The following is a 13,778-nucleotide window of genomic DNA, read 5'->3' as shown; positions in this document are numbered from 1 at the left end:
TAGTTTTATAGTGTCTGTTTCAATAGGTTTAGTTAAAACTATTTTATAGTTGTTTTCTTGGTTGTTTTTATTGTAATTGGTCCGATTAAACCTGCTGATAGTAAGGTTTTATCACGTCCGTAAAAATTGGTAATTGTAAACGTAGAACGCTTTTTTAAAGGTGCTGGCTCGTTGTTTAAAAACCAATCTGGCATCACTTCAGCTTTTCTGTTAAATCCAGTTTCATTTGGATATTGTTCATCACCAATAAGTCGATTTGTCCATTGGTTGCTCACTTCTATTTTTATAGTATTGATACCTTTTTTCAATACCGAAGTAATATCTATTTCAAAAGGTGCTTTCCAAACTACTCCTAAATCAGTTCCATTTACAGTAACTTTTCCTGCTATGGCTACTTCTCCTAAATCTAAGGTATACATTGTATTTTTAGCCAGTTGTTTTCTACTAATTTTAAATTCGTTTTCATAAACAGCAGTTCCAGAATAATATTTTATGTCTTCAACATCATGTTTCGATAAATCTATCAATTCTGGGAATTTGAAACGTTTTTCTTCGGAATTTAGGCTTGGAAAAATAACACTCCAATCATCTTCAAAAGTTAGGTCTATAGTTTCTCCTGGTTTTTCTTCTTGCAATGCATTCGTAGAAGTTAATACATAAGATGCCGATGAAATTTTATCAATATCTGTAATTGTAGGTACACCTACTGACGCTTCTTTAAATACCACAAATACAGATTCTTCAGCCTCCAAATGAATCCAAACTTTGGTTTTACCATTTTGATGTTTAAACTGAGCCGTTTTAATAATTTCACCATTCATCGGATTCCATAGTTCTGGAATTTTCCCTTCAATATTAAAATTACATTCAAACAGTTGCTTTGAGTCATTTGGGTTGAAGAAAAAGTACATATCCATCTTCTCTTCTTTTCGATGAATAAAAGGTATATCATCTCGACCTTCAATAGTAAAATCACTGACAATCTTTTCTTTATTCATCATTTTTTCCCAAGAAAAACCAGCATATACATTTGGTAAGGCTTTAAAGGCCGCTGCAATTTTTGAAAACTCAGCTTTCTCTTCAGCAGTATTGAAATAGCCTGCTGATTGCTCAGGTAATTCGCCAATTACAGGAACTCCCGTTTTTGCTATTTCATAAATCCGTTTTAAACTCGACAGACTTAATTTTTTAGAATTTTTAAGTACTAAACTCTTATAAGTTGTACCTTCGGGAAGTACTAAGGTTTTATTTTTAATCTTTACACGATTGAAAAGTACATCAGCATTGGTACAATCAAAGTTTGTTCCTACTGGAATTTCGGGTTCAAAATCTTTACGCAAATACACTGAGTTTGGAGAACCACCGCCAATAAAAACTAAAAAATCGGATACAGGAACTCCTTGACGTAACAAGTACTGTCCACGCATCATATAGGTAAACCAAGCTTTTCCTGCATTATCCCACCAAGGTTGAACTCTATCAAAATGAAAACCCCATCTACCCATGGTCATTCCAGGAGCAACATTTGGGTTGGCTTGATGCGTAAAACGATGAAACATAAATTCGTTGACACCATATACCCAAGCCAAATCACCTGAAGTTTTTGCTAGTGCAGGATGCCCTTTCCAGTTAATCTGTGGATTTGATGTAAAGGATTCTGCTGAGGTCACATTTTTACCGTAAATATGCGAGGCAGATACCGCAGACTGAACCATAGTCATTTCGCGACCCATCCAGAATTCGCCCATATTAATATCTGCTTTGGCACCAACATCTAAATCATTGAGTGGTCCAAAACCATAAGGTTCTATATAACTTTTAATACCATCTTGTTTACACAACTCCGCAAAATAACCAAAGTAATTCTCTGCCATTAAATGACAGTTGAATTGACGTACATCCCAAAGTATAGCATCAGAAACCTCATGACTTTCCACAAAACGCCCTGCATAAAGAGGTAAAACATCTATTAAATTATACCCATATTTTTCTTTGAATAAATGCTCATAATTATCAGTCCAATTTTGTCCACCCATTTCGTAGCTGTCTATCTCTGCATATTGCATTGCATTTGGTGCTATTTTTTTGGTGTTCTCAATTACTTTTTTAACAAAAGCATCGTAATGAGTTTTAAAAGCTAGTTTGCTAAATTTATCACATTCTAAACCTCTACCAGCATCTGAAGCAGGATTATTAAACGCTCCTGTTGATGTATAACCAAAACGCATTATCGTCCAGTCACCTTTTGGTAATTTTGCTTGCAATGAACCATCAGGTTTTAGGTGTGACGTTAAGTTTATGATACTGCTTTTATCAATAACCATAGACTTTTCAGGTTGTCCAATAGGTGTCAAATTCGAGTCTTCTGTACGTCCCATACTAATACGCCCCATGACATTGTGAATGCTTTGCGTATTGGATAAACGGGCTTCTTGCAAAGACATTGTTTGGTTAAACGTTATTCTAAAGTACTTTGACGTTACAGCCTCAAAACTATCATTAATAGTCCACTCTCTTTTTCCTGTACGTACTGTATAAAGTTCTCGAACCGCTGTAAAATTAATACCATCATTAGAGACTTGCAGTGTAGCAATTGGGTCACGTTGGTTACAGACGATTAAAACCGAACGAATCGTCTTTACCTCTGGATACTCATACTGTAACCAAGGAAGTGCATTTTTCTTTTTAGGAAGTACTAATCTACCATCAAGTAAATTATCAACTAAACCTTCTGTTTTTGCATTTAGTACTGATGATGTAATGATAGGCTTATTGGAAGCATCATCTAATTCAGAAGGTAGTGAAGGATACGCTAAAACAGCAACATCTTTGTAGTAGTCTTCCCTTTTCGTGGGTTGTGGTAACTTTACATTTAATTGATCTCCTTTTACTTGAAGTTCGCTCCAAACCAGCATTTTCATACTTTGTTCTGGTGTAATCCAAGGACCACCACTTGAAGACCAACCATCGCAATTATGTATTCCAAAACTCAAGCCTAAACGCTCACATTCTGCTGCTGCATGTTTTAACATTTCGTGATGTTCAGGTGAGCCATATTTTATTTTTCCATCTGGAATTTTTTGGTCGATATTGAATAATAAAATACCACCAATACCCACACGTTGCATCGCCTCTAAGTCTTTAGTCAGACCTTCCTTACTCATGTTTCCATCTATGGCGTGCATCCAAGTACGAGGCTTAACTGAAGCTGGAGGATTTTTGAAGTTTTGTTCAATAGAAGAATTTTCATTTTCTTGTGCATTGGATTTTGTTACACCAAAAACAAAGCAGTATATTATTAAAACTAAACTCAGTTTATATTTCATATTTATCTCGCGTTTTTATATATAATTTTATAGTCTCCACTGATTAAATCATCGATAACTACAGTGTTTTTTTCTTTATCAAATACAGGAGTTTGACCATTTAGAGTCAAATTTGCTGTATCGCTAAAAAATGGAAGTATAACTTTTGCTGACGTGTTGGGTGGTATGCTAATATTGTAGATAAAATCGCTACCCTCAAACTTCCAATTAGACGTAATTTTTCCATATTGTGATTCATAACTCCCTGAAGCTTCATTTAACTTTAAGTGAGGCATAGGTGCAAAAAGTATCTTTTTATAGCCTGCTTCTAAAGGTGAAATACCTGCAATTCGCTCGTACATCCATTGCCCAATTGCGCCATAAGCATAATGATTAAAGGACAAGGCTCTATCTGCAAAACCATTATCGTGAGTGTATCCATCCCAACGTTCCCACATTGTGGTAGCTCCTTGATTGATGCTGTAAAACCACGAAGGATAGGTTTCTTTAAATAAAATTTCAAACAATTTATCAGTATGACCTGTTTTATCTAAAACTGGTGCTAGTAAAGGCGTGCCTATAAACCCTGTTCTTAGATGATTATCGGTATTTTCAATTTCTTTAAGCAAATGATGAATAGCCTTATTTGCTATTTCTTCAGATAAAATATCAAATCCTAAAGCCAATAAGTAACCTGTTTGAGTTGGTGTATAAGGTTGTTCTATTTTACCTTCATTATTGAAATATTCGTTTTCAAAAGCTATAGAAATTGAGTCTAAAAGTTGCTCATAATACTTTTTATCTTCATTGAAACCTAGAATTTTAGCGGCTTTCATAGTTAATTTAACAGACTGCGCATAAAATGCTGTAGAAATTAGGGTATTCGGGGTATCGCCTCTTCTGTCATCTTTTTGTTGAGAATAGGGCTGCAACCAATCGCCAACTGTAGACATGTGGCTTAAATGGTTTGTTGCTTCTGAAGTATGATAATCACACCAACGTTTCATCATGGCATAATTATCTTCTAAAACGCCAAGGTCACCTGTTCTAAAATACAACTCCCATGGTACAATGGTACAAGCATCAGACCAACCTGCTTGTGCAAATTTCCCGGTAAAGTTTGGCACAACCACAGGTACACCGCCGTTGGTAAATTGTTCTTCGCGCATACTTGCTAACCAAGCAGACCAAAAGGCATGGGTTTCCGATAAGAATAGCGAAGTAGGAATAAACACTTGCGCATCGCCTGTCCAACCCAAACGTTCACTGCGCTGCGGACAATCTAAAGGTATATCAAAAAAGTTTCCTCGTAATCCCCATTGAATATTGCTATGTAATTGGTTGAGTTTAGGGTGTGAAGACTTGAATTGACCTTGCATTTCAAAATCGGAATACTGAACCAATCCTGTTACCCAAGATTTTTCTGGTTTGAAAGCTGAATTAAATCCACTTAACTCTACATAACGAAAACCGTGAAAGGTAAATGTAGGTTGCCAAGTAACTACTTTATTTTCTTTCGCGATGTAATAATCTACAGATTTTGCAGAACCTAAATTTTTCGTGAACAATTCACCATTAGCATCCAACATTTCACCATGTCTTAGCTTAATGGTATCGCCTCTTTTAAGGGGAATATTGAGCTGCACAACACCAACCATATTCTGACCAAAATCGAATAAAACTGAATTATCTTCTGTTTGAATCAATTCAACAGGTTGTAACTCCATTTTATTTTTTAGGGGCGCATGCTTTTTAGGAAATAATTGGATTTTCGGATTGATGTCTTCAGTTTCCACAGTTTCCCAAGAACTGTCATCAAAATTAGGTTGACTCCAATTTGGCATTTCAAAATTTGCATCATACACTTCACCATCATACAATCCTGATGTTCTAATAGACCCTTTTCTAGTGGCTTTCCAATTTTTATCAGAGACTATTGTTTTTATATTTCCTTTAATATCTTCAATTTCTAACTGACAAATTACTTGAGGAGGAGCAACTACAGTGTCCCATCTTCTTCGAGGTCCAAATCTTCCTGAATGCCATCCTTCAGCGAGGATAATCCCTATGGAATTTTTATCATTCTGTAAATTTTCAGTAACATCATAGGTTAGGGTTTCAATACGCTTGTGATAAGGTGTCCAACCTGGAGTTAACACATCATTTTCAATTTTTTGTCCATTAATTTGTGCTTGAAATACGCCTTTTGAAGTAATATATAATCGTGCTTTTTTTACTTCAGCATCTAATTTAAAATCGTTTCTTAAATATTGTGGTCTGAATAATCGTGTACCATATTGAGTAGTTTCCCATTCTTTTGGGTCTGGAATCTTTACCCATTTGGCTTTCCAATCAGTATTAGATAGTAAACCCATTTCAATTTGAGCTGTTTCACTCCAACTTGATAGGTTATCATTTTCATCCCAATATTGAACTTGCCAAAATACGTTTTGTCTAGATTTTAAAGTTTTTCCCTCATATTTTACAAAAGTAGATTGATTTGAGGTGACCTTACCTGAATTCCAAATATCTGGTTGATTTGGTAACAATTCAGGTTTTGAAGCTACAACAATTTTATATGCTATCTGATTTTTAACAGTTTGTGATAATTTCCACGAAAATGAAGGTGTAGCATCATAAAAACCTAAAGGATTTTGAAATCCTTCAGAAACTCGCAATTGCTCTGGAACTTGAACTGTATTTTTGGATATTTCATTACAGCCTAAGAGCAGACATTGCAAAAGTGCTATGCATATGATGTTAATTCTCATTGGTTTTTATGATACCATATTTAAAAATTGATAGTTCTTGAATATTCTAATACCTTCAATTTTATTCTTCATTAATATGTTTTAAACGTAAAAGCGCTTCCAAATAATAGTAATCTGCATAATTGATTGGCACATCAATCTCGCCATTTCTAGGAAAATTACCTACGCTATGCTCTAATATAAATCCGCCATTTTTACCATATTCAGAAAAATAGTTATCAGAACTTAAAGACTTTAAAATATTTTCTGCCAACTCTTTATATGTTGCGTTTTTGGTGTAGCCATATAATTCTAAATATGCAGAAGTATAAACAGCTGCAGCAGATGCGTCTTTGTGCATAATGGCTTCATCTTTTGCATCAAAATCCCAAATTGGCACAAAATCTTCTGGTAAATTTGATTTAACGAATGCAGCAATATTTTTGGCTTGCTCTAAATATTTAGGGTCTTTTGTATAACGATAACACATCGTATAACCATATAACGCCCAAGATTGCCCTCTTGCCCAACTGCTCTCGTTATGTAAACCTTGATGTGTTAATTTTTTGAATACAGACCCATCTTCTGGATTGTAATCTACCACGTGCCAAGTACTATAATCATCTCTAAAATGATTTTTCAGTGTTGTATTGGCGTGATTAATAGCTATATTTTTATACTTGTCATCTCCTGTTAAAATTGAAGCTTCAAATAGCATTTCTAAATTCAACATGTTGTCTATAATTACTGGAAACGTCCATCTATCTTTACCAAAATCCCAACTTTTAATACAAGCCACTATAGAATCATAGCGAGAAATTAATGATTCTGAGGCATCGATAACCACTCTTTTATAATCTTCATTTTTGGTTAATTTATAACCTTCACCAAAAGAACAATAAAACATAAAGCCCAAATCGTGGGTTGTGTTAATATCTTTGGCATCGACGAAAAGGTTTTGAAAATGGTGTGCGCCTTCTTTCCATTTTGCATCTTGCGTATGCTCATATAATTTCCAACAAGCACCTGGAAAAAAACCTTGCGTCCAATCCATTTTTCGTTTTGCCCAATCTATTTCCCCATGTTCATCAAGACTCCTTGGTATTTTATTTTCGGCATAGGATGAATCTAATAGCACCGAAAATTGTTTTTCAGCTTTTTTTAAGGCTGCATCGATATTAAAATCTTGGTTTTTTTTACAAGAACTCAATCCTACCATAATCGAAAATACTATGATTAGTTTCTTCATTTTATATGTTTTCAATCTTTATCTTTTGTTTGTTTTTTATTCCGTTTTTATTGATTTTTTTAAATCGTAAATATCGTTTCTAATGTCATTCAATTCTCCTACAATTAAGTAATAATCAAACTCATACACCGTATTTTTATTCAATGTTGCAGGATGAATTGGAGCCATATACGAAGTTGCACTATCATGCGCTTCGTAACCTGGGTCTTTAGCCATACCCGCTAAAAAGTTGGTACATTTTGGAGAATATACTCCCATTCCCCATAAATCATCATTTACAAATGCCATCCAACTTTCTGTAACTTTATTGTTTTTGTATTTGCCCCAAAAACCACTTCGTAGGTTGACTACTTTTGGATTATTAACTGGTTCTCCTGTGAAAGGCTTGTCTCCAAAATAGGAATACAAATTATTTAAGGCTGATATTGGATACACTGCTGGCAACTCTTGGTTGTGCGTTTTTCCTTCTCCATAAATGGTATCTGTCCTATGGCAAGTCAATTTGTTTTGAACTTTAATGACATTACCTTCTAAAGTTGTCCATTGCTCCATAATGGCTTCTGCTGCTTTGTTTTTCATATCCCAAAGCATAGGAACACATTTTACATACAGCGTATTTCCTTCTTGCTTGTATTCTAAAATTTCTGCTCGGTTGCGATAACAATCTCCAACCTGAATAGGATTCCAAGACCAAGGAGACCAAGCTTTTTTTTGGCCTTCACTTTGTCTGTTGATAATCTTACCTCCATAATACGATTGCTGAATGTATCTGCCTTCGTCGTGAACGTTTACAATATTTCTATCCACATCTGATTTAGAGATATAAGCAATAGCTCCTCCTCTTGTTAAATCTAATTTTAAACGAAGTTCATTATTGCTTAATTCCATAAAAGTGGGAATGATAGGATTTATCAATCCATAAGCTTTCCTCACATTATTAAAAAACAACTGTTCTTCGCTCAAATCGTTTCGAGATTTACAATATGCTTCTAAAATTTGAACTGCATTATTGTAGTTTCCTCGTAAACTTGATAAAGGCCAATTGCTACCAAACAACACTCTATTTGGACCAAAAGCCTCAAGATTAGCATCTAATAAAGGGTTGTAATATTTTAGTTTTTTTGGAGCTTTATTTTTCCCAGAAAGGGTATGAAGTGCAGAAATCTTCATAAATACATTTGGAAAAGAAGCCACTTCTTGAAGTGCTTTTTTGTAATTTTCTTCATTTTGCAATATGCCGTCTTTTAATTTCCCACCTCCAAAATGATTGATTACAATATGCATGTTTGGGTGTTTTTTAGCGATGATTGCTACATGTTTTAACCCATTAACTTCGAGTACTAAATTACGTTTGTCTAATTCTTTTAACTGTTTTAAAACTTCAGGATTTGAAAAATCTAAACCTTTATATCTTGGACGAACACCTCTAAACTTTGGATTCTTTTTTAAGGAATCTAAATCACTTTTAAAATTCGTATCCAAAGGATTTAAGTTTACTGTAAACCCAAGTATATGGTTTGATTCGCTAGCTATTTTAGACAACCAAAAATTATCTTCTCTTCTAGCGCTTGCTTCAACGAGATATGCGTAGTTAAACCCTGATGAATTGGCTACCTCTAAAAATTCTTTTTGTAAATGCGGACGAAATAAATCTGGTTTAACTTCTTTTTTCTTGTTATTTAGGAATGTATAACTTCCTTCACGATTCGTATCGTACAAATGAATATGCGCATCTATTCGAGCAGTATTGTTTTGACCCAAAGCGGATGCAACAAGCGCCATAAACGAAAGAAAAAAAATATATCCTTTTAAATTAATCGTCATAAAACATTCTATCTATTTTGTAACTACATCCCAAACTTTAGAGCGTATAGATTTACCATCTTTGTTTTCAACAGCAAGCACCACCGTCCAATGGTCGGCAGAACTATATTGATGCACCGGATTTTGTTCATTGGAAGTTGTTCCATCCCCAAAATCCCAAGTCCATTTTTTAACATCACCGACAGATTCATCTTTAAAAGCGAAAACACGTCTATCTCTATCCACTTCAACAAAAGACCAATTGGCTTGAAGCCCTGGTGCTAATTCCTCAATCAATGGCATTAATCTAAACGCATTCATAAAATCGCCATCATGAATCATATTAATATTATGCGAAAGACTTGTAAAATCCTTTCTTTCTTTATTATCATTATCATAATCGATAATACTCCAAGACATAGCAATAATTTCATTTTCCTTGAGCGTTGAAACAGCGGAACGATGGATACCCTCAATAGCAGCATAATCGAATGGTGTAATCCAAAATTCCATTTTGAGTGTACCTGATTTACCCTGTTTTAAATTATGTAGATAGGCTGCGTTGGCATAAGGAAAGTCTTTAATCCAAGGCGTATTACCCCAAACCATGGCCCAATCTTTATTTACAGCAGGTATAAAAACGTGGTAGTTTTGTGCGTGTGCACCATGACCTCTAAAGTGTAATTCTTCAATAGGAATATGTTTTTTGTTGGCATTCCATTTTTTAATAAAATTGCCTCCAGAAACATCGGCATCTACTACTAATTCAAAAATATCTTGTCTAATATCAAGCTGTTCAAATTCCCAGAAATCATCAAAAACTTCAACATAAAAATATAATCGGTTCAAATTTTTTACCCATCCTACTTTAACTGAAATATCTAAATCGTTTTTATCCAGATTAAAGCCATTGCCATTGATAGCTTCCTTCATTTGGCCTAAGCCAATGGCATAGGTTTCTGGAACCAGATTCCAATCGGAAAAATCGCCATCTATTCGAGGCATTTTGTGTTGTGGGAATTGAAAGATTGGGTAAATCGTATCTCGATTGGATTGGGCATTACATGTAATAAAACCCAAACCAAAAACCACCACTAACACAAAACAAAATAGTATACGCATTTCCTAATTTTTAGTTCTATCAATTCTTTTAGCTACCCGTAAACCACCTTTTTGAATACCTACGGTTTCAGGATGATATTTTTCTTGGTCGAATGTAGGATTTATAATGGGTAAAACAGCATTAGCATCTTGTAGATGCGCTTCAATTATGGCATCTAGTTGTTTTACTTTTTCTGGATGCTTTTCTGCAAGGTTATGCAACTCTCCGATATCTTGTTTTAAGTTATATAAGAAGTATTGGTGTGCAAAATCTTTTCCGTTATAAAATACTCTAATGAGTTTCCAATCGCCTTGATGTACAGAAACTGATGGCGGTAACCAATTTGGTATTTTTGGTTGATGCGGAAAATAGGTAATGATTGGTCCTCTATCTTGGTTTTCTCCCTGTAATGCTTTTGTAATATCTACACCATCAATTTTGTGTTTTTTAGGGAATTGGATTCCTAGTTGATTCAATATTGTTGGGTAAAAATCCGTTGATTGAATCATCACATCTGATGTTGTTCCTGCTTCTGTAATTTTTGGCCATGCCACAATACAAGGCACTCTTGTTCCTCCTTCATAAATAGTGGCTTTACCTCCTCGCAAAGGACGATTGCTTGTGGGTTCTGTAATAAATTCTTCTCCTGATTGTGTTGTTTCTCGGATTCCATTATACATGTTTCCTCCATTATCACTAAAGAAAACTATGGCGGTTCTATCACTAATACCTAACCTGTCTATTTCATCTAAAAGTCGCCCAACTGCTTGGTCTAAAGAATGCACCATAGCTGCGTAGGTTGGCGAATGTTGTAAGTCTGTGAAATCGATTTTAGTTTGGTAATATTTTATCAAACTTTCTTTAGCATCAAAAGGGGCATGTACTGAAAATTGCCAATAATTCATGAAAAATGGCTCATTTAAATCTATAGAACGTAACCAGTTAATAGCTTCATCTGCCATTCTATCTTCAATATGTTCATTTTCATAATTGGCCTTAAAATTTGGGTATTTCCAAGGCGCAACAAAACTACCAGCAGGACCTGGTCCTGGCCAATGTGGGATATCTACATGGAATCCATGCTGAAGAGGTGTGTAGGGCTCTCTACCCAAATGCCATTTCCCAAAATGAGCAGTATTGTAACCATCAGCCTTTAGTAATTTACCAAGCGTTGGAATAATGGTATCCAATCGTGTTACTGGTTTGCAAGCAACTGATTTAGAATCTGGAGCGGCTTTTGAAGGTACTGATGCTTTTAATTCTACTTTAGGTTGATGTGCCGCAGGTGAGGTAATTCCTGTTCTGGCGGGTGTTTGCCCAGTTAAAATACTGGCTCTTGTTGGCGAACATAAGGGACTAGCAGCATATGCACGAGTAAACATTATGCCACGAGCAGCCAATCGTTCTAAATTTGGTGTTTCGTATAGTTTTGTTTTGCCATATAGTGTTACATCTGCCCAACCTAAATCATCGGCTAAAATAAACACCACATTCATTTTTTTGTTGTCAGTTTCTTGTGCTTTAACAACAATAAACATGAAACTCAATACTAAAACAGCTATTATTTTTTTCATTTGGTCTTTTTAATTTGAAACGTATATTCGCCTTCTTTTTGTAATGACTTTGCAGTAAAAGAAAGCCTGTAAATGGTTGCTCCCCAAACACCACTCAACTTTTTTTCATTTAGAGCAATCGGTTCTAAAGCTACAGAGAATTCTTGTTCATCATAAAATAACTCTACTTTTTCTTCATCAATTTGAATTGAAACTTTACCAGGATTATCTATGTTAACTTTACCCCATGTCATGAAGTTTAATTGATTTGGAGCTAGTGTTTCCGATAATGAAAATTTATCATTTATAGTTAGCCCATCTTTTTTTAGTTGATAGTTACGTATCCATGACGTAACCTCAGCACTTTCTGGATATGCTTTAGAAATATCGGTAGTAAATGTCTTTTTGTTTTTATTAAAATGTGTGTTGGTGGCTTTGAAAATTGCTCCTGGACTTTGTGCAACTCCATTGATTAATGGCACATTGTGGTAGTTACTTTGCATGGTCCAAATGGAATAGCGGTCTGGCCCAAAGGTTTTGGCAGTATAAGGACCAACTCCTGTATCTATAAACATAGGGGTTGCATTTACATAAAACATAAATGACCCAACATCATTGTGGTTATGATTTTCGAGATTGTACCCGCCTTTAGCTGCTATAAAAAGCCCTTCTTCTTTATTACTCATAAAACAGTATTCTGTTTTCGGATACCAAGAATACTCAGGGACTTTAAAAACAGGTGTTATACTTTCTAATGCTTTGGAAATGGTTGCACTTCTCAAGGCCCTATCTATATCTCTTTTGTAAGCTATCGTCGTTTCTGGGTTTTGTTTCTTTAGGTAAGCTGCAAAATTCATCATATCTTGACTTGCAACTGCTTTTCCAAAAGCATAAATAAAATACGGATTTCCTTTTGCTTTTGCTGACGCATCTGAAAAATTAACTACCCAACCTTTACCAACATTGGCGCGATAAACATATTCTGCCATTGCTTTTAGTTCGGGTTTGTCAAAAATAGAAACCTTCCCAGAGGTCAATTTTTCCAACAAATCCAAATAATCGAACATTTTTCCTGCGGCAACACCCCAATACCCAGGACCCTCGTCGCAAGCTCCATCTTTATCTTCGTTGATAAACATGTCTATAGACTGCATGGAACGATATACGGCTTCAGCCAATTTCTCTTTATCGTTTTCCATCAACATAAAACATTGTAGCACATTGGCATTACACCAAGGATTCCAGTTGTTTACTTTTGGTTTGTTTTTGGCATAAGGAGGAAGTGCTGTCCACCAATAGTTCATATCCATGTAAGGCTCTAAAATGCGCTTTTTTACTTCAAATTGAATACGCTCTGCAATAAGTGGATTGACCTTATCAAATTCATTTTTAAAAAAATAATGTGCCCAAGATAACAAAGCTCCGGTTTGCGAAGAATACAATCCAATTAAGTTTTCGTTTATATCGGGGAAATGGTTTTTAACTTCCTTGGCTGAAATTTTAAAATGTGCCGATAACACCCAAGAGGTCATCTCGCAATTCATAAAAACACCATCGATAATTTGGTCTAAAAAACGTCCTTTCCCTTCTGCTAATTCGGCTAAAATTAAAGTGCCAATCGCATCTTGATTATCAAAATAGGGGTCTTGCATGGTTTGACGATTGCCCGTTCTGGAGTAATCTAGGTAATCGGTTGCTTTAACTACTTGCCATTCGTAATCTAGGTATTCTTCTCCCTTTTCAATCAAACTTACTTTATGATTTCCTAACAAATTGTTCCAGGCTTCTCGATTGTTATAATCTGGATACTCTACCCACTTTTGATTCATAACCAGCATTTCTTTAAGCTCCTCTTGAGTATAAGATGTTGCTAAAAAATTACGTTGTGCTGATGTAGAGTAATGAATTGAAAAAAATATTAAAAACAACAAAATCAATGATGTATTCATTGATTTAGCTTTAGTCTTTTCACCTAAAAACATTTGTTTATTTCCTGTAGAACAACTTAGATTCATT

The 13,778-nt window shown here is 35.0% G+C and carries 7 protein-coding genes; all 7 read right to left on the bottom strand.

The annotated features are described in order from the left end of the window. Positions 1–38: 38 nt before the first annotated feature. On the bottom strand, positions 39–3,326 hold the full coding sequence (locus tag M0214_RS10030) for a glycosyl hydrolase (RefSeq protein ID WP_248722431.1): 3,288 nt from the start codon (positions 3,324–3,326) through the stop codon (positions 39–41). Positions 3,327–3,328: 2 nt separating this feature from the next. Next, positions 3,329–6,076, bottom strand: coding sequence for an alpha-L-rhamnosidase (locus M0214_RS10025; RefSeq protein WP_248722430.1), 2,748 nt, complete (start codon positions 6,074–6,076; stop codon positions 3,329–3,331). A gap of 61 nt (positions 6,077–6,137) precedes the next feature. After that, positions 6,138–7,304, bottom strand: a complete 1,167-nt coding sequence (locus tag M0214_RS10020) for a glycoside hydrolase family 76 protein (RefSeq protein ID WP_248722429.1) — start codon at positions 7,302–7,304, stop codon at positions 6,138–6,140. Positions 7,305–7,340: 36 nt separating this feature from the next. Beyond that, complete coding sequence (locus tag M0214_RS10015; RefSeq protein WP_248722428.1) at positions 7,341–9,128, bottom strand: amidohydrolase; 1,788 nt, start codon at positions 9,126–9,128, stop codon at positions 7,341–7,343. A gap of 12 nt (positions 9,129–9,140) precedes the next feature. Further along, positions 9,141–10,229: a PKD domain-containing protein gene (locus tag M0214_RS10010; RefSeq protein ID WP_248722427.1), complete on the bottom strand. Its 1,089-nt coding sequence runs from the start codon at positions 10,227–10,229 to the stop codon at positions 9,141–9,143. Between the two features lie 3 nt (positions 10,230–10,232). Further along, complete coding sequence (locus M0214_RS10005) at positions 10,233–11,783, bottom strand: sulfatase (RefSeq protein WP_248722426.1); 1,551 nt, start codon at positions 11,781–11,783, stop codon at positions 10,233–10,235. Next, positions 11,780–13,777, bottom strand: coding sequence for a heparinase II/III family protein (locus M0214_RS10000; RefSeq protein WP_248722425.1), 1,998 nt, complete (start codon positions 13,775–13,777; stop codon positions 11,780–11,782). Before M0214_RS10000 ends, M0214_RS10005 begins: the two co-directional genes overlap by 4 nt. Between the last annotated feature and the right edge of the window lies 1 nt (position 13,778).

The sequence above is a fragment of the Seonamhaeicola sp. ML3 genome, from assembly GCF_023273855.1.
Classification (GTDB): Bacteria; Bacteroidota; Bacteroidia; order Flavobacteriales; family Flavobacteriaceae; genus Seonamhaeicola.
Note: the sequence above shows the minus strand (reverse complement) of the source record. Positions and strands in the feature narration are given on the sequence as shown.

Bases quoted from the DNA above. Each gene is read 5' to 3' on its own strand.
- M0214_RS10030 (WP_248722431.1), bottom strand. From the start codon at position 3,326: ATGAAATATAAACTGAGTTTAGTTTTAATAATATACTGCTTTGTTTTT.
- M0214_RS10025 (WP_248722430.1), bottom strand. From the start codon at position 6,076: ATGAGAATTAACATCATATGCATAGCACTTTTGCAATGTCTGCTCTTA.
- M0214_RS10020 (WP_248722429.1), bottom strand. From the start codon at position 7,304: ATGAAGAAACTAATCATAGTATTTTCGATTATGGTAGGATTGAGTTCT.
- M0214_RS10015 (WP_248722428.1), bottom strand. From the start codon at position 9,128: ATGACGATTAATTTAAAAGGATATATTTTTTTTCTTTCGTTTATGGCG.
- M0214_RS10010 (WP_248722427.1), bottom strand. From the start codon at position 10,229: ATGCGTATACTATTTTGTTTTGTGTTAGTGGTGGTTTTTGGTTTGGGT.
- M0214_RS10005 (WP_248722426.1), bottom strand. From the start codon at position 11,783: ATGAAAAAAATAATAGCTGTTTTAGTATTGAGTTTCATGTTTATTGTT.
- M0214_RS10000 (WP_248722425.1), bottom strand. From the start codon at position 13,777: ATGAATCTAAGTTGTTCTACAGGAAATAAACAAATGTTTTTAGGTGAA.